This is a genomic window from Micromonospora rubida (assembly GCF_009908295.1).
Taxonomy (GTDB): Bacteria; Actinomycetota; Actinomycetes; order Mycobacteriales; family Micromonosporaceae; genus Micromonospora; species Micromonospora rubida.
In genome coordinates, this window is the sequence record NZ_JAAALO010000005.1 from 507252 (window position 1) to 526849 (window position 19598).

The window sequence follows — 19598 nt, forward strand, 5'->3', positions numbered from 1 at the left end:
TCAAGTCGGGAGAACGGGTCCGGTCAGTCGCCGGCCAACCGGGCGACCGCGTCGGCCAGCGGCACCACGTCGGCGTACTTGGCGTCGAGGTCGAAGAGGTTGGCCTCGTGCGGGCCGGGATCGCGGTCGGCGCACGCCTCGCGCACCACCATCGGGCGGAACCCGTGCTGGAGGGCGTCGACCGCCGACGCGCGGACGCAGCCGCTGGTGGAGAAGCCGCCGAGCACCACCGTGTCGACGCCGGCCGCGGTGAGCCAGGCGGCCAGCGAGGTGCCGGCGAAGGCGCTGGCGTAGTGCTTGTACACGACGTGCTCGCCCCGGGCGGGCGTCACCTGGGCCGAGAAGTCGCCGAGCGGGTTGCCGGCGGCGAACGCGGTCAGCCCCGGCACCTTCGCGGCGAACAGGGGCGCCTCGGCGCAGGACTCGTCGACGTACCGCACCGCGGTGAAGGCCACCGGAACCCGGGCCGCGCGGGCCGCCGCCACCATCGCGGCCATCGCGGCCAGCGCGGCGTCCGCGGTGGCCAGGAACAGCGGCGACGAGGGTACGGCGTACGCGGCGACCGGGTCGACCAGCACGAGCCCGGGCCGGGTGCCCCAGCCGAGCCTGCGGGCGAACCCGGCGCCGGCGTAGTCGGCATCGAGCGCGCCGCCGTGCGCGGCACCGTCGGACATCTCAGATCACCCCGTCCGCGCGGAGGGCCGCGCGCCGCTCGGCGCTCAGCCCGAGCAGGTCGCCGTACACCTCGTCGTTGTGCTGGCCCAGCTCGGGCCCGGCCCAGTTCACGGCGCCGGGGGTGGCGGACAGCTTCGGCACCGGCGCCTGCATCGGCAGCTCGCCGAACCGTTCGTGCGGCACCCGCACGATCGCCTCGCGGGCCGCGACGTGCGGGTCGGCGAGCAGGTCGGCGGCGGTGTAGATGCCGCCGGCCGGAACCCCGCCGGCGTGCAGCCGACCGAGCAGGTCGGCGGCGGTGTGGGTGGCGGTCCACTCGGCGATGAGCTCGTCGAGCTCGGTCTGGTGGGCGCCGCGCGCGCCGTGGCTGGCGTACCGGGGATCGTCGGCCAGCTCGGGGCGGCCCATGATCTCGGCGAGCCGGCGGAAGACGGTGTCCTGGTTGGCGGCGATCAGGATGTCGCCGCCCTCGGCGGTCGGGTACGCGTTGCTGGGCGCGACGTTGGGCAGGATCGCCCCGGTGCGCTCCCGCTGGTAACCGGCCACCGACCACTCGGGCAGCAGCGACTCCATCATCGCCAGCACCGCCTCGTAGATCGCCGAGTCGACCACCTGGCCACGGCCGCTGCGCTCCCGGGCGTGCAGGGCGGCGAGGGTGCCGTACGCGGCGTAGGTCGCCGCGAGCGAGTCGCCGAGCGAGATTCCGGCCCGCGACGGAGGCCGGTCGGGCTCGCCGGTGACGTAGCGGATGCCGCCCATGGCCTCGCCGATGGAGCCGAAGCCGGCGCGCGGCGAGTACGGCCCGGTCTGGCCGTAGCCGCTGACCCGGACCAGGATCAGGCGCGGGTTGAGCGCGCTGAGCACGTCGTAGCCGAGCCCCCACCGCTCCAGCGTGCCGGGGCGGAAGTTCTCCAGCAGCACGTCCGACTCGACCACCAGCCGGCGCAGCAGGTCCTGCCCGGCCTCGCTGCGCAGGTCGCAGGTGACCGACTTCTTGTTGCGGGCCACGACCGGCCACCACAGCGACTGGCCGTGCGGCTTCTCCCGGCCCCACTGACGCATGGGATCGCCCCGGCCGGGGTCCTCCAGCTTGATCACCTCGGCGCCGAAGTCGCCGAGGAGTTGGCCGCAGAACGGACCGGCGAGCAACGTGCCGGTCTCCAAGACCCTGACGTCGGACAGTGCCCCATTCATGCGACGCATCGTAGGGCCCGGATACGTCGTTTCGCTAGGGGGAACAAAGCGGGCGATGGTCTTGCCGCGCTCACGGAAACAGTGTTTCCATTGCAGCCATGCTGGTCCCGGACGACACCGATCTCACCATCGCCGGCCACCGGGCGCCCTGACGCCTCCGGCCGGGGGCGCCGCCCGCAACGCCGCCGGGACGACCCTGAAACGCGAACTGAGGAGCAGCGGGTGCGAGCGCACGTCGAACTGATTCACGAAAACGACTACATCTGGCACGTCGGGGAGCTGCCGCACGGCGAGGGCGGGGCCCGCGAACGCCGGCTCTCGGTGGACGAGGAGGACGGGTCGTCGTCCCTGTCGCTGAGCTTCGACAGCGACTGGGGGCGCGGGCCGGGCGTGCCGCACGCCGACACCGAGTTCTTCGTGCAGTCCGGCTCGCTGACCTACGGCGGCCAGGAGATCGGCCCCGGCGGCTACCTCCAGGTGCCCCGGGGCGTACCGATGGACTGGATCAAGATCCGCGAGGGCTCGTCGGTGCTGCACTGGCGCGAGTACGGCGACTGCGGTTTCGACGTCGGGAAGGCGCAGTGGGATCCGGCCTCCGCGCGCTGGGACACCGCCGTCGGCGAGGTGACGGTGAAGGACTCCAACGCCATGGAGTGGACCGCCGCCCCGACGATCGGGCCGATCACCCCGCTCTACATCAAGCTGCTGCACCGCGACCCGGTGACCAACTTCTACACCCGGCTGATCCGGGCCCACAAGGGCTGGAGCGACCACCGGCTGGCCCACCACCCCTGCTACGAGGAGTTCTACACGCTCGGCGGAAAGATGGCGTACAACTTCGGCGACATCGACGAGGGCACCTACTGCTTCCGGCCGGCCGGGGTGAAGCACGGCCACTTCGTCGCCGAGACCGACATCGACTGGATCATCCGGTCGGACGGCGAGCTGATCAACTGGTACACCACCGACGAGTGGGTCAAGTGGGGCGGCACGGCGACCAACTACCACGAGCACGACGAGGCACCGGTCATCTCCAGCCTGCCGGTGCGGTCCCGATCGCGGGGCCCGTGGAGCGGCGACGGAATGTAGTGGCGACGGGAGGTGCCGCAGCCGGGTTCTCACCGCCGCGGCGCCTCCCGGTCACGCCTACCGCGCGTGCCGAGATCCGTAGGAGGCCGTCGCGCGTCTGCCTCTCGGTGCCATCGCGATGGCACCGGCTACCTTCAAGAATCATGTTGGGGTGCAGGTGGTCTCAGCGGCCTGCGCTCGACCAACTGGGACTGCCCGCGGGCGAGCGCAGGCCCGTCCAGATCGACGACTTCACGAGACAGGCTGTGTGTACCGCGAGCTTGCTGACGCGGTGCCGAAGTGGCGTTAGAGTCGCCGGGCATGGGACTCCTTACCTTCAGCCTCAACCTCACTCTGGACGGTTGCGTCGACCATCAGGAGGGGATCGCCGATGATGAGACGCACGCCTTCTTCACCCGTCTCATGGACGAGTGCGGGGCAATGCTGTGGGGTCGCGTCACCTACGAGATGATGGAGGGCGACTGGCCGGCCGTCGCCCGCGGCGACGAGGAGGCGCCGCCGGCCATACGCGAGTGGGCGGTCAAGCTGGAGGTTAAACCCAAGTACGTGGTGTCGTCGACGCGTAAGGACTTCCCGTGGGCCAACAGCCACCACATCGCCGGTGATCTGCGCGAGGGCGTGCAGAAGCTCAAGGACGTGACGCCGGCCGGGGTCCTCCTGGGAAGCGGCAAGCTCGCGACCGAGCTCGACCGGCTGGACCTGATTGACGAGTACAAGATGCTTGTCCATCCCAGGATCGCCGGCCACGGCCCGACGCTGTACCAGGGCGGGCTGCCCGGCACGCGACAGCTCGAGCTGCTCTCGGCGGAGCCGCTCCGCAACGGCGCGGTGGCCATGCACTACCGCCGCGCGCGCTGAATCACAGGAGTCCGTCGCCGCCCGCTCACCGGCAGCGCGGCGTCCTCACTGCGCTCGCCGTGGGGGCCAGTGCCCTGGCAACCGACTCCAATTGATCCATGGCCCTGATCAGCGGGACAAGCACATGCGTCGGCTCGATGCTCACGTCGGTGGACAGGCAACGAGCCAGCCTCGTGGTGGCCGCATAGACCTAGTGTCGCGTGTCTGAGGTCCTTTGACGGTTGGCTTTGGTGAGGATCTGATCGGCGGTCTTGGTCCAGCTGAACGGCTGGCAGCGTTGGTTGTAGGCGTCGATGAACGTGCGGATCGCGTGGATGAGGTCGGGGACGCTGGTGAAGGTTCCGCGGCGGATGGCCTGGCGGGTGATGACGCCGAAGAAGATCTCGACCATGTTCATCCATGAGGCGCTGGTCGGGGTGAAGTGCATGGTGATCCGTGGGTTGCGTGTGAGCCAGGCTTTGACGTTCGGGTGGTTGTGGGTGGCATAGTTGTCCGCCACGACACGCAGCGTGGAGGAGATATCCGTTCCTCAGGGCGGCGGAGTGGATGTCAACGGGCGACGTACTTCCCTCGCGGCGGGCCGGTGACCGCGCCGTCCCGGAACGCGACGTGCCCACGTACCACCGTGGCGACCGGCCAGCCGCGGACCTTGCGCCCCTCGAACGGGCAGTGGTCCTGCCCGGACAGCAGCAGGTCGGCCGTGACCTCCTGCTCCAGGTCGGGGTCGACGATCGCGAGGTCGGCGTCCGCGCCCACCACGAGGTTGCCCTTGCGCCCCCACAGCCCATAGGCCCGCGCCGGGTTCGCCGAGGCCAGCTCCGCGACCCGGGCCGGCGACAGCCCGCGCTTGTGCATCCCCTCGCTGATCAGCAGCGGGTAGAGCAGCGCGGTGCCGCCGAAGCCGGGCAGGGCCGGCCAGAGTTCGGTGCCCTTGTTCTCCTCAAGGCAGCACGCGTGATCGGAGGCCACCCAGTCGACCGAGCCGTCGAGCACGCCGGCCCACAGCGCCTCGGTGTCGGCCACCGTGCGGATCGGGGGGTTCACCTTGCCGGCCAGCCCGGTCAGCGCGTCGTAGGACAGGCAGAGGTGGTGCAGGGTGACCTCGGCCCGGATGTCGGCACCGGGCAGCGCGGCGCGGGCCGCCCGGGCCGCGTCCAGCGCGTCGGCCGAGGAGAGGTGCAGCAGGTTGACCGGGCAGCCGGTGGCCCCGGCCAGGGTGGTGGCCTCGCCGATCGCGACCCGCTCGGTGAGCGGCGGGCGGGCGTCGGAGTAGGCCTTGAGGGTCTGCGGGTCGCCGGCCGCCCGGACCCGGTCGATGAAGAGCCGCATCAGCTCGGACTGCTCGCAGTGCAGCGACAGCGAGACGCGCCGGTCCGGGCCGTTGGCCGCCGCGACCGCCTCCATGATCTGGTAGAGGTGCCCAAGATCGTATTCGTCGCTCATCGTGAAGGACTTGGCGTCGCGCGAGTCCGCGCTGAGGTTGAATCCCTTGTAGAACATGTAGTACTTGAACGACGACACGCCGTGCTCGCCGACCAGCGCGGGCACCTCGCCGATCTGCGCGGTGTCCATCGGCGCGAGGTGGAAGCCGTAGTCGGTGTGGGCACGCCCACCCACGGCCGCGAGCACCTCCGGGAAGATCTCGCCGTACGGGCCGGTGCGGTTGAGGTAGTGCTGCCCGGTCCGGAAGTACGACAGCACCGTGGTCGCCCCGCCGACCAGGGAGGAGCGGGTCTCCTCGGCGGCGTCCTCGGCGAGCGACCGGTAGATGCCCAGGTGGTAGTGCGCGTCCACCGCACCGGGGAAGACCAGCTTGGCGTCGGCGTCGAGCACCTCGGCGGCGTCGGCCGGGTCGAGGTCCACCCCGATGGCGGCGATCCGGCCGTCACGGGTGGCGAGATCAGCCCGCACCGTTCCCACGTACGGCAGCACCAGCGTGCCCCCCTTGACCAGCAGGTCGTAACGCGCCACCGCGCACCCCCTTCATGTCCTTGGTGTTTCGGACAATGTAACGGGGTTTCCATTGTTGAGAAAGGGCGGTTAGATTGGCGTCCCGAACCTCGACCGGTCCCAGCGGAGGTCCCGTGCCCGGCGCACTGAACGGCATCACCGTGGTGGATGCCTCGACGCTCTTCGCCGGCCCCCTGGCCGCCACCATCCTGGGCGACTACGGCGCCGAGGTCGTCAAGATCGAGCATCCGGTCAAGGGTGACCCCGCGCGGGGACACGGCCCGGCCAAGGACGGCGTGCCCCTGTGGTGGGCCATGCTCGGCCGCAACAAGCAGACGGTCACCCTCGACCTCGGCCGGCCCGAGGGCGCCGCGCTGGCCCGCCGGTTGCTCGCCGAGGCCGACGTGCTGATCGAGAACTTCCGGCCCGGCACGCTGGAACGCTGGGGCCTGGCCCCGGATTCGCTGCTGGAGCACAATCCCGGGCTGGTCATCGCCCGGGTCACCGCGTTCGGCCAGCACGGGCCGTACCGTGACCGGCCCGGCTTCGGCACCCTCGCCGAGGCGATGAGCGGCTTCGCGGCCATCACCGGCCAGCCGGACGGGCCACCCACTCTGCCGCCGTTCGGGCTCGCCGACGGCATCGCCGCGCTCACCTGCGCCCAGGCCGTCATGACCGCGCTCTACCACCGCGACGCCGGCCGACCCGCCGGCACCGGCCGGGGGCAGGTCATCGACCTGGCGATCATCGAGCCGCTGGTCACCGTGCTCGGCATGCAGGCGATGGCGTACGACCAGCTCGGCACCGTGCAGCAGCGCAGCGGCAACCGGTCGGTCAACAACGCACCGCGCAACACCTACCGCACCCGCGACGGCCGGTGGGTGGCGATCTCCACCAGCGCCCAGGCGATCGCCGAACGGGTGCTGCGGCTCGTCGGGCACCCCGAGGTGATCGGCGAGCCGTGGTTCGCCAGCGGCGTCACCCGGGCAGAGCACGCCGACGAGCTCGACGGCTACGTCGGGGGCTGGATCGCCGAGCGGGACCTCGCCGACGTGGTCGCCGAGTTCGAGGCGGCCCAGGCGGCGGTCGCCCCGATCTACGACATCGCCGACGTCTTCGCCGACCCGCAGTACCAGGCCCTGGACACCGTGACCACGGTGCCGGATCCGGTGCTCGGCCCGCTGCGGATGCCCAACGTGCTGTACCGGATGTCCGAGACACCCGGCGCCATCGCGTGGACCGGGCGTCCGCCCGGCGCCGACAACCAATCCGTGTACGGCGACCGGCTCGGCCTGCGCGCCGACGAGCTCGCCGACCTGCAGTCGAGAGGCGTGATCTGAGTGGGCCCACGCACCGGTGGACCGCAAACCGACCTCGCCCCCGGCGCCACCGCGCTGTGGACGGCACTGGCCGGGGCCCGGGTCATCGACCTGGCCCAGCCGATGCGCCGGGGAATGCCCCAGTCACCGAACCACCCGCCGTTCCGGATGGTGATCGAGCGCCGCCACGGCGACCTGGTGCGCGCCGACGGCGGCAGCGCGGCCAACGAGGTCATCATCACCGGCGGGCACGTCGGCACCCACGTCGACGCGCTGGCCCACGTCTCGCAGGACGGGCTCGTGCACGGCGGCCGGCCGGCCGCGGCAGCCCAGTCCCACGAGGGCTTCGCGGAGCTGGGCATCGAGACGTTCGACCCGTACGTCGGACGGGCCGTCCTGCTCGACGTCGCCGCCGTGCACTCCACCGCCGTGCTGCCGGCGGGCTACGAGATCACTCCGGACGACCTGGAGCGGGCCGCCGGGCACACCCGGATCGCGCCGGGCGACGCGGTGCTGATCGGCACCGGCTGGTCGCGCCGGTGGGGCGAGGGTGCGGCGTTCGTCGGGCTCGCCGACGGCGTTCCCGGCCCCGGGGTGGCCGCCGCGCGCTGGCTCGCCGAGCGCGCGCCCAGGGTGGTCGGCGGCGAGACGATCGCCTTCGAGCACCTCGCGCCCGGACGCGGCCACGCCGCCCTGCCGGTGCACCGGATCCTGCTGGTGGAGCACGGGATCAACATCGTGGAGACGATGAACCTGGCCCCGCTGCTGGACACCGGGGCCCGGGAGTTCCTGTTCGTGCTCAACCCGCTGCCCATCGTCGGGGCCACCGGCGCCCCGGTCCGCCCGCTGGCGGTCCTGCCATGACGGCGGGCGGAAGCCCGGCCGGGGCCGCGAACGTGCCGGGGGACGAGCCCACGCTCAGCGCCCGGCTGGCACGCTTCGCGGTCGACTGCCGCGACCACGGGGTGCCCGCCGCCGTCCGCGCCGACATTCCCGGCCGGGTGCTGGACATCCTGGGGCTGGCCCTGGCCGCGCACGCCGACCCGGGGGCCGACGCCGCGGCGGCCGCGCTGCGCTCCGTGCGGCGCTGGGGCGGCGTCGGCGAGGCCACCGTCATCGGCTCCGGCGACCGGCTGCCCGCCCCGGCCGCCGCACTGGTCAACGGGGTGCTGGCGCACTCGCTGGACTTCGACGACACGCACCTGCCCTCGGTGCTGCACCCGAGCGCCAGCGTCGTGCCGGCCGCGCTCGCCGCCGCGGAGGCGGTCGGGGCCGGTGCGGCTGCCGGCGGCGCGGCCCTGGTCCCGGCCGTGGCCGCCGGGATCGAGATCACCAACCGGCTCGGCATGGCCGGCTACCTGCCCGGGACCGGGGTCAACGTCTACTTCGAGCGGGGCCAGCATGCCACCTCGATCTGCGGCACGATCGGCGCGGCCGTCGCGGCCGGCCTGCTCTACGGCCTGGACGCCGCAGGCATCGGACATGCCATCGGGATCGCCGCGAGCATGGGCGCCGGCATCCTGGAGGCCAACCGCACCGGCGGCTCGGTCAAGCAGGCCCACTGCGGCTGGGCCGCCCACGCCGGGGTGAGCGCGGCGGTGCTGGCGGCCGACGGGCTGACCGGGCCACCGACCGTGCTGGAAGGACGGTTCGGCTTCTTCACCGCGCACACCGGCGACTTCACCGCCGACGCGCTGCTGCGCGGGCTGGGCACCGACTGGGAGGTGCTGCGCACGGTCTACAAGCCGTACCCGTCGAACCACTTCACCCACCCCGGCATCGACTGCGCCCTTGCGCTGCGGGCCGGCGGGCTCGACCCGGCCGATGTAGCCGAGATCGAGCTGGGGGTGGCCGCCCCGGTGCTGCGTACCATCGCCGAACCCGCAGCCGAGAAGATTCGACCGCGCAGCGCGTACCACGCGAAGTTCTCCGGCCCGTACACGATCGCGGCGGCGCTGCTCGGCGGCGGCGGCCTGGGGCTGTCGCTCGACGACTTCGCCGGCGAGCTGCCGGCCGACCGGCTGGCGCTGGCGGCCCGGGTCCGGTGCGTGGCCGACCCCCGGGCGTCGGAACTGTTCCCCCGCGCGTTCGCGGCGGTGCTGCGGGTGCGGACCCGCGGCGGCGCCCTCCTCACCCACCGGGTCGACTCGTCGCGCGGCGGGCCGCAGCATCCGTTGAGCGCGGCCGATCTGGCGACGAAGTTCCAGCTCAACGCCGAGCGGGCGGTGCCACCGACGCGGATCGCCGCGCTGCGCGACGCCGTGCTCGGCGCCACCGGCGCCGGGGTGACGCCATCGGCGCTACTCGCGCTGACCGCCCCGGCCCCCTGAGGCGCCGGTCCCGGCCGACCATGCCCACCGCCGCACCACGCCCGCCCGCGCCGGGGATTCCCGGCGCGGGCGCCTACACCGCCAGGGCGAGCAGGCGCCGGGCGGAGCGGACCACCGCCTCGTCCACCAGCCGGCCCCGCGCGTCGAGGCAGACCCCCACGCCGTCGCGGACCGCCGCGTCGAAGCGGGCCACCAGGTCCGCCGCCGTCGCCACCTCGTCCGGTGCGGGGGTGAACGCCTCGTTCACCACCGCGACCTGCGCCGGGTGTATGCAGGCCCGGCCGACGAAGCCGAGCCGCCGCAGCGCCATCGTCGACGCGCGCAGCGCGACCAGGTCCCGGAAGTCGGTGCTGACCGGCGCCACCGGGGGCTCGATGCCGACCGCCGCGCTGGCCAGCACCACCTGCGAGCGGGCGAACAGCAGTTCCCGCTCGTCCGGCCCGAGCGTGACGCCGAGGTCGGCGCGCAGGTCCGCCTCGCCGAGCTGGAGCCGCCGCACCCGGGGTGCGCGGGCGATGTCGAGGGCCGCGACCACGGCCGCCGCCGACTCCAGCAGCGGCACCACGGCGGTCGTGCCCGCCGGCAACCCGGCCGCCGACTCGGCCGCGCCGAGCACCTGGTCGAGGGCGGCCAGTTCGGCGGCGGACTCGGCCTTCGCCACGCAGAGCCCGGCGAGCCCCGGCCCCACGACGGCCGCCGCGTCGACGTGGCCCAACCGGCCCGGGTTGATCCGCACCCACCAGGCGACCCCGGGCGGCGCGGAGCGCAGGAAGGCGGCGACCGCCGAGCGGGCGGCGTCCTTGCCGTCCGGCGGCACCGCGTCCTCCAGGTCGACGATCACCGCGTCCGCGCCGCGCCCCGCCGCCTTGGCCAGCTTGTCGGACGCGTCCCCGGGCACGTACAGGTACGACCTCAACGGCTTCGGCCCCTCCGCTCGACAACGCCCCGACGAGTCGCGGCTATTGTTTCGACTACGCAAACAGTGTTTCCATTGGTGGCCGAGACGTCAAGGAGGCTTGATGGGACCGCACCCGTACGGCTGGTGGATTCTGCTGCACATCGTGCTCTTCGTCTTCTGGCTGGGCGGGGATCTCGGGGTCTTCTGGTCGAGCCGGTTCGTCCTCAAGCCCGATCTCACGCCGGCCGCCCGGGCCACCGCGCTGAAGATCATGAGCGGGCTCGACCTGGGTCCCAAGATCTGCCTGGTGCTCTTCCTGCCCAGTGGCGTCACGCTGATGGCGCTGGACCCGCACGGCGCGCGGGTCTTCGGGATCAACCCGTTCGGCTGGCCGATCGTCGCGCTGCTCTGGGTGTTCGCGGCGGGGTGGCTGGCCGCCACGATCTCCGACCACCACCGCCCGGGCCACCGCCGGTGGGTGCGCCGGGCGGACTGGACGGTCCGGATCGCGCTGATCGCCGGGCTGGCCGGGACCGCGCTCTACACGCTCCTCGCCGCCGCACCGTTCGGCGTGGACACCAACCCGAAGTGGCTGGGCGGCAAGATCCTGCTCTACAGCGTCGCGATCGCCTGCGGACTGGGCATCCGGCTCACCCTGCGCCCGTTCGGGCCGGCCTTCGGCGCGCTGATGACGACCGGATCCACGCCCGAGGTGGAGCGCGCGATGCGGCGGGCGATCGACGGGTGCCTGCCCTACGTGTGGGGCATCTGGGGCAGCGTGCTGGCGGCCGCGGCGCTCGGCGTGCTGAAGCCCTTCGCGGCGCTGTGACCCGGGCAGGTCGGTCAGGCGGCGCTGTAGCCGAGCTGAGCGGAGATCCGGCTGGTCGCCTTCAGCAGCGACTTCGCCAGCTCGGGCGACTCCGGCTTGAACCGCCCCACCGGCCCGGCCACGCTGACGACCGCCACCACGTGCCCGTCGTGGTCGTAGACCGGCGCCGCGATCGACGTCGCGCCGGGCTGGCGTTCGCCGCGCGAGGTGGCGTAGCCGCGCTTACGGATGCCGGCCAGCTCCTTGCGCAGCTTTGCCGGGTCGGTGATGGTGCGGTCGGTGAGCTCGTCGAGCCGGTGCCGCTCCAGGTAGGCGGCGAGCTCGTCCTCGGCGACGAAGGCCAGGAACGCCTTGGACGAGCTGCCGGCATGCAGCGGGTACGGGATGCCGATGTTGACGTCCAGCCGCAGCTCGTGCTCGGGCACCACCTGGTCGACGTACAGCCGGGTGTCGCCCCGGCGCAGCGACAGCGTGGCGGTCTCGCCCGTCTCGGCCGCCAGCGCGCGCAGTTCCGGGCCGGCCATCGCGCGCAGGTCGGTGCGGGCCAGGTAGGCCCGGCCGAGCGTGACGGCCGCGTGGCCCAGTGCGTAGCGACGGGTGCTCGGGTCGAGAGTGATCAGCTCCCGGCTGCGCAGCGCCGTGAGGATGCGGTGCACGGCGGCCTTGGTCAAACCCAACGCGGTCGCGATCTCGGTGACGCCCAGGTCCGGGCGCCCGCTGCGCCCGAAGTAGAGCAGCACGTCCATCGCCCGCTCGACCGCCGCGATCGAGCGGGACTGGCCGTCGCCGTCCTCCGCCACGGCCCGTGCCGTCGCCTCGGATGTCCGACTGGTCATGGGTGGCCCTCCACAGCACTGTTCGTCCGTCCGGTCTGCGGACCAGTGTAGGTTGCTCGATTCCACCCAGCGAAACGGCGTGTCCTGAGCGTCACCGACCGAAGGCCGCCCGGCCCGAACGGCGGTTGACACGGGACACCGCCCCTCGTTACGTTGATGGTAACGACGTTTCCTAATGCGAAACGGAGAACTTGCCAGTGTCGGTCGACAGCATCACGTTCCGCTCGGCCCTCGCCCAGTGGCCCAGTGGCGTCGGTGTCGTGACCACGGTCATCGACGGCCGGCCGCACGGCATGACCGCGAGCTCGTTCTCCTCGGTCAGCCTCAACCCGCCCCTGGTCTCCGTCTGCCTGGGCGTCCACCTTCCCAGCCACGCCCTGGTGGAGCGGGCCGGCGTCTTCGCGATCAGCTTCCTCGGCAAGGGCCAGGCCGGCATCGGCCAGCGCTTCGCCGGCATGTGCCCCGAGGTCACCGACCGCTTCGCCGGGCTGGACTGGGCGCACGCCGAGACCGGCTGCCCGGTCCTGGCCAACGCGACCGCCTGGCTGGACTGCCGCGTCGTGCACGCCTACCCCGGCGGCGACCACACGATCTTCGTCGGCGAGGTGCTCGCCGCCAGCACCCCCCGGGTCGGTGCCCCGCTGCTGTTCCACTCCAGCGCGTGGAGCCAGCTCGCCGACCCGCTGCCGGAGAGGATCGACATCGCGATCGGGGGCCGACTCTCCCGCCTGCGCGCGAACACCCTGGCGACGGCCGGCTTCACGGTGCGGGCAACCCCCGGCCCGATGATCGCCGACGCCTTCCGGGCCGGCGGCGAGGAGGCCACCCTCGCCGAGCTGGACCAGCTGCTGCGCGCCGGGCACACCGCCGTCACCCTGGTCGAGGAGGCCGACGCCAGCCCGGTGCAGGTGCGGGCCGTGCTCGCCGACGCCACCGTGCGCGCCCGCCGCGCCGCACTCCGGGTGCGGCTGCGGGCCCAGCGCGGGCTCGGCCTGGTCAACGCCATGGTCGCGATGAAGAGCGGGGTCACCGGCTTCGACACCACCCTCGGCGGTCGCACGGGTGCCCTGCGCACCCGCGACGTGGTCTTTCTCGCCCGGCAACTCGGGGTGTCCTGTCCCCGGCTCCCCGCCAACAACCCAGAGGAGTGACGCACATGTCCACCGGCGGACGGCTCATCGACGACCTCACCCCGGCCGAGCAGGATCGCGCGGCCCGGGTGGAGAAGGTGCTGCCCGCGCTGCGGGCCGCCGCCGCGCAGGCCGACGCCGACGGGGTGTTCCCCGCCGCGCACGTCGCGCTGCTGCGCGATGCCGGGCTGCTCGGCCTGGTGGTTCCGCAGGAGTACGGCGGCCTCGGCGGCGGCCTGCGCGACCTCGCCGCCGCCACCTTCGCGATGGGCAGCGCGTGCCCGTCGACGGCGTTGGCCTTCTTCTTCCACAACACCAGCGCCTCCCGGGGCCTGCTGCCGCTGGAGGCGATCGAGCGCGGCCTCTTCGACGACGCCGACGTCCCCGTCGTGCGGGCCTTCGCCGAGAAGGTGCTGACCCGGATGGCCGGTGGGGTGTGGCTGGCCAACTTCGCCAGCGAGGCGGTGAAGAGCTCGTCGGCCAACATCGCCATCTCCACCACCGCCACCCCGGCCAGCCGCGACGGCGTCGAAGGCTGGTCGCTCACCGGCGAGAAGTCGTTCGGCTGCGCCACCGGCGTCGCCGACACCTATCTGGTCACCGCCCGGCTCGCCGGGCACGAGACGGCGGACGGGCTGGCACTGTTCCTGGTGCCCCGGGATGCCGCCGGGGTCGCCTCACGGCCGGCCTGGGACGGCATCGGCATGCGCGGCTCGGCCAACCACGGCATCCGGCTCGACGACGTCTTCATTCCCGCCGACGAGGCGCTCACCGTGCCCGGCGCGTTCGTGAAGATGCTGCAGTGCAGCAGGGGCAGCTTCGTCGGCAACCAGCTGGCCATCACGGCGGTCTACGTCGGCGCGGCACAGAGTGTCTACGACGACACGCTGACCAGGCTCACCCAGAAGACCTTCGCCGACACCGGCCGGCCGGTCGCGGAGAGCCCCATGCATCAGGTGATCATCGGTGACATGACGGAACGGTTGGAGACGGCGTACCTCTGGCTGCGCCGCCAGTTGCTGCTGGAGACCAGCGAGCCGCCGCTGCGCCCGCACGCCGAGGTCTACCGGCAGTGGCGGTTGGCCAAGGGCTCGATCTGCGAGGCGTGCTTCGACGTGGCGGTCGGCGCGCTCAAGGCGTCCGGCACGTCCGGTGCCACCATGAACGGGCCCGTCGGCCGCGCGCTGCGCGACCTGGCGATGGGGCTGGTCATGACGTTCCCGCCGGAGCGCGGCCGGTTGGAGGCCGCCGGCTCGGTCACCAGCGACCGGTCCAACAACCTCTTCGCGGCGGTGGCCGGGTGACCGGGCCCCACCAGCCGGACCAGCCCGACCAGCCGGACCTGCCGGACCTCGCCGACCTGGTCGACGGGGTCTGGGCGCACAGCGACACGCCGCTCGGGTTCGACCTGGAGGATCCGGCGACCGGGGCGGTGCGGCGGCCCGCCGCCGGCACGCCGCCGGACCGGATCGGGGCCGCCGTCGCCGCCGCCTCGGCGGCACACGAGGCCGGGAGCTGGGCCGCGCTGCCGGCCCCCGCCCGCGCCGACGTGCTGGACGGCGTCGCCGAGGCGGTCGAGGGCGTCGCGGCCGAGATCTGCGCGCTGGAATCGGCGACCACCGGCGTGCCGATCCGGCAGACCACACCGCTGGGCGTGATCCTCGGCGGCGCGTTCCGGCTCGCCGCCGCCCAGCTCCGGCAGGGCCCGCAGAGCCAGGAGTTCCACCGCGAGGACGGCCGGATCGTGCACGCCGAACGACTGCCCTGGGGCCCGGCCGCCTGCGTGGTGCCGTGGAACGCGCCCGCGCCGATGGCCGCGCACAAGGTCGCGAACGCGCTCGCCGCCGGCTGCCCCACGATCCTCAAGCCCAGCGAGTACGCCCCGCACGGCAGCCAGCGGCTCGCCGCCGTCATCGGGGCCGCGCTCGCCGCCACAGGCGTGCCGTCCGGGGTGTTCCAGCTCGTGCACGGCGGGGCCGAGGCCGGCGCGGCCCTGGTCGGCGATCCCCGGATCCGGGCGGTCTCCTTCACCGGCGGGCTCGCCGCCGGGCGGGCGGTCGCGGCGGCCTGCGCCTACGACATCAAGCCGGTGCAGCTCGAACTCGGCGGCAACAATCCGCTGGTCGTGCTCCCCGACGCCGACGTCGCCGACGTCGCCCGGGCCGCGGTCGACCTGCTCAGCACGCTCAACGGCCAGTGGTGCCGGGCGCTGGGCCGGCTGATCGTGCCCGCCGACCGGCACGACGAGATCGTCGGGGCGATCGCCGACCGGCTCGCCGGGCTGGTCGCCGGCGCGCCGCTGGACCCCGCGACCGACCTCGGCCCGCTGGTGCACTCCCGGCACCTGGCCCGGGTGGTGGCCGCCCGCGACGAGCTGCTGGCCCACGGCGGGACGGCGGTCACCGGCACCACGCTGCCGGCCGACGGGCCGCTGGCCGGCGGGAACTTCCTCGCCCCGACGCTGGTCACCGGCGTCGCGGCGGCGCACACCGGCGACGAGATCTTCGGGCCGGTGGCGGCGGTGCACCCGTACGCCACCGTCGACGAGGCGGTGGCGCTGGCCAACGGCACCTCGTACGGGCTGGAGGCGTACGTGCTCGGCGCGGACGAGGAGGCCGCGCTGGCCGTGGCCCGCCGGATCCGGGCCGGCGAGGTCAAGGTCAACGGCTCCTCGGTGCTCAGCCTGCACCTGTTCAGCCCGCGCCCGGCGTTCGGGCTGTCCGGGTACGGCGAGGAGGGCACCGCCGAGACCCTGCGGTTCTTCACCAACCCGCGGGTGGTCGGCGTCGAGGGCGGCTTCGCGCTGCACGGCCGGCCATGAACCCGGGCGAGCCCGTCCCGGCGAGCGATGCGCCCCCGGTCGCGCCCGGCGGCACGACACCCGGCAGCACGACGAACGACGGCACGGCACCCGCCCGCCCGGCCGACGTGCTGCGGGCGCTGCTGGGCGGCGCCTCGCCGGTGCACGCCCCCGGCGTGCACGACCCGCTCACCGCCGCGCTGGCCGCCGGGGCCGGGCACCGGGCCGTGCACCTGTCCGGTGCGGTCTGCGCCGCGGTCGAGCTGGGTCTTCCCGACCTGGGCTACCTGCACGGCACGCACGTCGCGGAGCGGGCCGCCCGGCTGGTCCCGGCGCTGGCCGGCGTGCCGCTGATCGCCGACGCGGACACCGGTTACGGCAACCCGCTGCACGCGGTCTGGACCGCCCAGCGGTACGCGGCGGCCGGCGTCGCCGGGCTGCACCTGGAGGACCAGGTCAGCCCGAAGCGCTGCGGCCACCTGGCCGGCAAGGAGCTGCTGGACACCGCGGGCGCGACGGCGAAGATCCGGGCGATCGCCGAGGCGGGCACCGGCCTGGTGCTGATCGCCCGCACCGACGCCTACTCGGTGGCCGGCCTCGACGAGGCGATCGAACGGGCCGGCCGGTTCGCCGCCGCAGGCGCCGACGCGGTCTTCCTGGAGGGCGTGGACACCGCCGAGGAGCTGGCGGCGGTGCGTGCCGCGCTGCCCGGCGTACCCCTGGTGGTGAACCGCTCGGAGGCGGCCGGCGTGCGCGCCTTCCCGCCCGACGACGCGCTCGGCGCGCTCGGGGTCCGGGTCGTGCTCCACCCGGTCGCGCCGATGCTGGCCGCGCTCCGCGCGGCTGCCGCCGCCTACGCCGCGATCGGCCGGGACGGCCACGCCGACGCGGTGCCCCGGCTCGCCTGGTCGTCGTTCACCGCACTGGTCGGCCAGGACGACGCGCTGACTCTCGATCGGAGGTACGCCTGATGCACGTGCTGATCGCCGGGGCGGGGCCCGTCGGGCTGACCGCGGCGCTCGCGCTGGCCCGCCGGGGCTGCGAGGTGACCGTGCTGGAGGCCGGCGACCAGCTCGCCGCCGAGTCCCGCGCCTCCACGTTCCACCCGCCGACGCTGGAAATGCTCGACGCGTTGGGGGTCGGCGCGGACCTGTTGGCGCGCGGGCTGGTCGCGCCGACGTTCGCCTACCGGGACCGCCGGGAGGGGCTGATCGCGGAGCTGGACCTCGCGGTGCTCGCCGGCGACACGCCGTACCCGTACCGGGTGCAGTGCGAGCAGTCCAAGCTGACCCGGATCCTGCTGGCCCACCTGGCCCGGCAGCCGGCGGCCCGGGTCCGCTTCGGCTGGCCGGTCGTTTCGGTACGGCAGGCCGCCGACAACGATGACGGCGGCGTGGTCGCGGTCGCCGGGGACGGCCGGGAGGTGGCCGGCGACTGGCTGATCGCGGCCGACGGCGCCAGTTCCGCGGTACGGCGGGCGCTGGAGCTGCCGTTCGACGGGATCACCTACCCCGAACGGTTCCTGGTGGCCTCCACCGACGAGGACCTGCCGGCGCTGCTCGGCCCGCTGGCGTACGTCAACTACGTCTTCGACCCGGTCGAGTGGTCGGTGCTGCTGCGCACGCCGGACCACTGGCGGGTGCTGCTGCCCACCCCCGACGACACCCCCGACGCCCACGAGCTGGGCCGGCTCGACGAGCGGCTGCGGGCGATCGCCGACCCGGGACGGCCGTGGCGGGTGGCGCACGCCAGTTTGTACCGGGTGCACCAGCGGGTCGCCGCGGCGTTCCGGCGGGGGCGGGTGCTGCTGGCCGGCGACGCCGCGCACGTCAACAACCCGCTCGGCGGGCTGGGCATGAACTCGGGCATCCACGACGCGGTCGCCTACGCGGAGGTGCTGGCCTCGGGCCGCGCGGCACCGGACGGCGGGGAGCTGGACCGGGCGGTGACGGCGGTGGCCGACGGGGAGCTGGACCGGCGGGTGACGGCGGTGGCCGACGAGCGGCGCCGGATCGCCCTGACCTACGTGCAGGAGGTCTCCGACCAGAACTACCGCCGGATCCGGGTCACCGATCCGCAGCTGCGGGCCGCGCACCTGGCCGGCCTGCGCGCGCTGGCCGAGGATCCGGCGGCCGCCCGGGCGTACCTGCTGCGCAGCTCCATGATCGCCTCGCTGCGTCCCGACGCCGGGGCGCCGGTGGCGCGGGCATGACGGCGCCCGGCGACGGCCCGCCCGGCGCGGTGATCGAGCGGGAGAACCCGTCCAGGGTCACCGAGCTGGTCGGCACGGTCGGTGTCAGCGGGCCCGACCGGGTGGACGCCCTGGTCCGCCGGGCCGACGCCGCGCAGCGGGGCTGGGCGGCCACCGGCATCGCGCGGCGGCTCGCCGCGCTGGCCGCCGGCGCCGACGCGATCGCCGGGCGGCTCGAACCGCTGGCCGAGCTGCTGGCCCGGGAGTCGGGCAAGGTGCTCGCCGACTGCCGCGGCGAGGTCGGGTTCGCCGCCACGTACCTGCGCTGGGTCGTCGAGCACGCCCCGGCGGCGTACGCGGAGCGGGAGATCGACGACGCGGCCGGCCGGCTGCTGCGGCTGCCCCGGCCGTACGGGGTGGTCGCCGCGATCACGCCGTGGAACGCGCCGATCATCCTCACCCTGCTCAAGGTGGCCCCGGCCCTCGCCGCCGGCAACGCGGTGGTGGTCAAGCCCTCGCCGCTGGCCCCGCTGGCAATCTCGGAGGCGCTGCGCCTGCTCACCGGGGCGCTGCCGGACGGGACGCTGGCGGTCGTGCACGGCGACGCCGCCGCCGGAGCGGCGCTGGTCGGGCACCCGCTGGTGCGCAAGGTGGCGTTCACCGGCGGCGGCGCGGCGGCCCGGCAGGTGGCGGCGACCGCGGCCACCCAGACCACCCCGGTCGTGCTGGAGCTGGGCGGCAACGACGCGGCGATCTTCCTGCCCGACGCCGACCTGGGCGCCGAGCCGATGCGCCGGCTGGTCCTGGCGAGCTTCGCCACCAGCGGCCAGGTGTGCATGGCGGCGAAGCGGCTGTACGTGCACCGCAGCCGCCGCGACGAGTTCGTGGCGGCGTACCGGTCCGCCGCGGCGGAGGTGCTGCGCGTCGGTGACGCGCTCGCGCCCGGGGTGAGCATGGGCCCGGTCATCTCGGCCGGCGCCGCCGCGCGGATCGGGCGGATCGTCGCGGCGGCCGTCGCCCGGGGAGCCACCGCGCTGCCGCTGGGCACCGTCGACGGCGGCACCGACCTGGCCGGCGGGCACTTCGTGACCCCGACGCTCGTGCTGGACGCACCGGACGACGCCGAGGTGGTCGCCGGGGAGCAGTTCGGGCCGACGGTGCCGCTGCTGGGCTACGACGACGAGGACGAACTGCTGGCCCGGGTCAACGCCGACGAGCTGGGCCTTGGTGGCTCCGTCTGGTCGGCCGACGAGGATCGGGCGTTCGCGCTGGCCCGCCGGGTCGAGGCGGGCTTCGTCTTCGTCAACACGCACAACCGCACCGGGCTGTCGCTGCGGGCGCCGTTCGGTGGGGTGAAGCGCTCCGGCTACGGCCGTGAGTACGCCGAGGAGGGGCTGGCCGAGTACGCGCAGACCTGCGTCGTGCACGCCCCCGGCCCGTTCCGGCCCGGTGGCGCCGGGCTGCCCGCCAACGCGTATCCGAGCTGAGGCCGGGCCGCC

General features: G+C 74.1%; 17 protein-coding genes and 1 pseudogene. 12 read left to right on the forward strand and 6 right to left on the reverse strand.

The annotated features are described in order from the left end of the window. Positions 1–23: 23 nt before the first annotated feature. Positions 24–674: an isochorismatase family protein gene (locus tag GVV04_RS21285; RefSeq protein ID WP_161689820.1), complete on the reverse strand. Its 651-nt coding sequence runs from the start codon at positions 672–674 to the stop codon at positions 24–26. Between the two features lies 1 nt (position 675). Beyond that, positions 676–1869: a CaiB/BaiF CoA transferase family protein gene (locus GVV04_RS21290; RefSeq protein WP_161689821.1), complete on the reverse strand. Its 1194-nt coding sequence runs from the start codon at positions 1867–1869 to the stop codon at positions 676–678. Positions 1870–2091: 222 nt separating this feature from the next. Here GVV04_RS21290 and GVV04_RS21295 point away from each other — a divergent pair, with 222 nt between their 5' ends. Together GVV04_RS21295 and GVV04_RS21300 are read left to right on the forward strand one after the other, a co-directional pair. Further along, positions 2092–2958 carry a DUF4437 domain-containing protein gene (locus tag GVV04_RS21295; RefSeq protein ID WP_161689822.1) on the forward strand — a complete coding sequence of 289 codons (867 nt, stop codon included), beginning with the start codon at positions 2092–2094 and terminating at the stop codon, positions 2956–2958. A 300-nt stretch (positions 2959–3258) separates the two neighbouring features. After that, entirely contained in the window at positions 3259–3816 is a 558-nt protein-coding gene (locus tag GVV04_RS21300) for a dihydrofolate reductase family protein (protein WP_161689823.1), read from the forward strand. Positions 3817–4006: 190 nt separating this feature from the next. Here GVV04_RS21300 and GVV04_RS21305 read toward each other — a convergent pair. Then, positions 4007–4324, reverse strand: a pseudogene (locus GVV04_RS21305) (transposase); the annotation flags it as partial. Positions 4325–4365: 41 nt separating this feature from the next. Beyond that, positions 4366–5787 (reverse strand): dihydroorotase, encoded by a 1422-nt coding sequence (locus GVV04_RS21310; protein ID WP_161689825.1) that lies wholly within the window; start codon positions 5785–5787, stop codon positions 4366–4368. Between the two features lie 113 nt (positions 5788–5900). Between GVV04_RS21310 and GVV04_RS21315 the strand changes: the two genes are divergently transcribed. Genes GVV04_RS21315 through GVV04_RS21325 form a run of 3 tightly spaced genes read left to right on the forward strand, consistent with a single transcriptional unit; the run spans position 5901 to position 9415 of the window. Next, the gene (locus GVV04_RS21315; protein ID WP_161689826.1) at positions 5901–7106 is read left to right on the forward strand and encodes a CaiB/BaiF CoA transferase family protein; all 1206 of its coding nucleotides are present in this window, start codon (positions 5901–5903) and stop codon (positions 7104–7106) included. Further along, positions 7107–7949 (forward strand): cyclase family protein, encoded by an 843-nt coding sequence (locus tag GVV04_RS21320; protein ID WP_328822499.1) that lies wholly within the window; start codon positions 7107–7109, stop codon positions 7947–7949. Next, entirely contained in the window at positions 7946–9415 is a 1470-nt protein-coding gene (locus GVV04_RS21325; protein WP_161689827.1) for an MmgE/PrpD family protein, read from the forward strand. The genes GVV04_RS21320 and GVV04_RS21325 overlap by 4 nt, the downstream gene beginning before the upstream one ends. 73 nt (positions 9416–9488) lie before the next feature. Here the strand turns inward: GVV04_RS21325 and GVV04_RS21330 are convergent, their stop codons facing one another. Further along, positions 9489–10331: an HpcH/HpaI aldolase/citrate lyase family protein gene (locus GVV04_RS21330; RefSeq protein ID WP_161689828.1), complete on the reverse strand. Its 843-nt coding sequence runs from the start codon at positions 10329–10331 to the stop codon at positions 9489–9491. A 103-nt stretch (positions 10332–10434) separates the two neighbouring features. On the opposite strand from GVV04_RS21330, the gene GVV04_RS21335 reads away from it, so the two are divergent. Further along, positions 10435–11142 (forward strand): hypothetical protein, encoded by a 708-nt coding sequence (locus tag GVV04_RS21335; protein WP_161689829.1) that lies wholly within the window; start codon positions 10435–10437, stop codon positions 11140–11142. Between the two features lie 14 nt (positions 11143–11156). On the opposite strand, the gene GVV04_RS21340 is transcribed toward GVV04_RS21335, so the two are convergent. After that, positions 11157–11978, reverse strand: a complete 822-nt coding sequence (locus tag GVV04_RS21340) for an IclR family transcriptional regulator (protein ID WP_161689830.1) — start codon at positions 11976–11978, stop codon at positions 11157–11159. Positions 11979–12175: 197 nt separating this feature from the next. On the opposite strand from GVV04_RS21340, the gene GVV04_RS21345 reads away from it, so the two are divergent. The 6 genes from GVV04_RS21345 to GVV04_RS21370 are packed head-to-tail and all read left to right on the forward strand — an operon-like array spanning position 12176 to position 19586. Next, positions 12176–13129: a flavin reductase family protein gene (locus GVV04_RS21345; protein ID WP_161689831.1), complete on the forward strand. Its 954-nt coding sequence runs from the start codon at positions 12176–12178 to the stop codon at positions 13127–13129. A 5-nt stretch (positions 13130–13134) separates the two neighbouring features. Continuing rightward, positions 13135–14412: an acyl-CoA dehydrogenase family protein gene (locus GVV04_RS21350; RefSeq protein WP_161689832.1), complete on the forward strand. Its 1278-nt coding sequence runs from the start codon at positions 13135–13137 to the stop codon at positions 14410–14412. Further along, positions 14409–15929: an aldehyde dehydrogenase family protein gene (locus GVV04_RS21355; protein WP_161689833.1), complete on the forward strand. Its 1521-nt coding sequence runs from the start codon at positions 14409–14411 to the stop codon at positions 15927–15929. The genes GVV04_RS21350 and GVV04_RS21355 overlap by 4 nt, the downstream gene beginning before the upstream one ends. After that, a complete protein-coding gene (locus GVV04_RS21360; protein WP_161689834.1) occupies positions 15926–16879 on the forward strand; it encodes an isocitrate lyase/PEP mutase family protein in 954 nt (317 codons plus the stop codon). The genes GVV04_RS21355 and GVV04_RS21360 overlap by 4 nt, the downstream gene beginning before the upstream one ends. Continuing rightward, entirely contained in the window at positions 16879–18120 is a 1242-nt protein-coding gene (locus tag GVV04_RS21365; RefSeq protein WP_235966512.1) for an FAD-dependent oxidoreductase, read from the forward strand. The genes GVV04_RS21360 and GVV04_RS21365 overlap by 1 nt, the downstream gene beginning before the upstream one ends. After that, positions 18117–19586 (forward strand): aldehyde dehydrogenase family protein, encoded by a 1470-nt coding sequence (locus tag GVV04_RS21370; protein ID WP_161689835.1) that lies wholly within the window; start codon positions 18117–18119, stop codon positions 19584–19586. Before GVV04_RS21365 ends, GVV04_RS21370 begins: the two co-directional genes overlap by 4 nt. Positions 19587–19598 lie beyond the last annotated feature (12 nt).

Bases quoted from the DNA above. Each gene is read 5' to 3' on its own strand.
- GVV04_RS21285 (WP_161689820.1), bottom strand. From the start codon at position 674: ATGTCCGACGGTGCCGCGCACGGCGGCGCGCTCGATGCCGACTACGCC.
- GVV04_RS21290 (WP_161689821.1), bottom strand. From the start codon at position 1,869: ATGAATGGGGCACTGTCCGACGTCAGGGTCTTGGAGACCGGCACGTTG.
- GVV04_RS21300 (WP_161689823.1), top strand. From the start codon at position 3,259: ATGGGACTCCTTACCTTCAGCCTCAACCTCACTCTGGACGGTTGCGTC.
- GVV04_RS21325 (WP_161689827.1), top strand. From the start codon at position 7,946: ATGACGGCGGGCGGAAGCCCGGCCGGGGCCGCGAACGTGCCGGGGGAC.
- GVV04_RS21335 (WP_161689829.1), top strand. From the start codon at position 10,435: ATGGGACCGCACCCGTACGGCTGGTGGATTCTGCTGCACATCGTGCTC.
- GVV04_RS21340 (WP_161689830.1), bottom strand. From the start codon at position 11,978: ATGACCAGTCGGACATCCGAGGCGACGGCACGGGCCGTGGCGGAGGAC.
- GVV04_RS21350 (WP_161689832.1), top strand. From the start codon at position 13,135: ATGTCCACCGGCGGACGGCTCATCGACGACCTCACCCCGGCCGAGCAG.
- GVV04_RS21360 (WP_161689834.1), top strand. From the start codon at position 15,926: ATGAACCCGGGCGAGCCCGTCCCGGCGAGCGATGCGCCCCCGGTCGCG.
- GVV04_RS21365 (WP_235966512.1), top strand. From the start codon at position 16,879: ATGCACGTGCTGATCGCCGGGGCGGGGCCCGTCGGGCTGACCGCGGCG.
- GVV04_RS21370 (WP_161689835.1), top strand. From the start codon at position 18,117: ATGACGGCGCCCGGCGACGGCCCGCCCGGCGCGGTGATCGAGCGGGAG.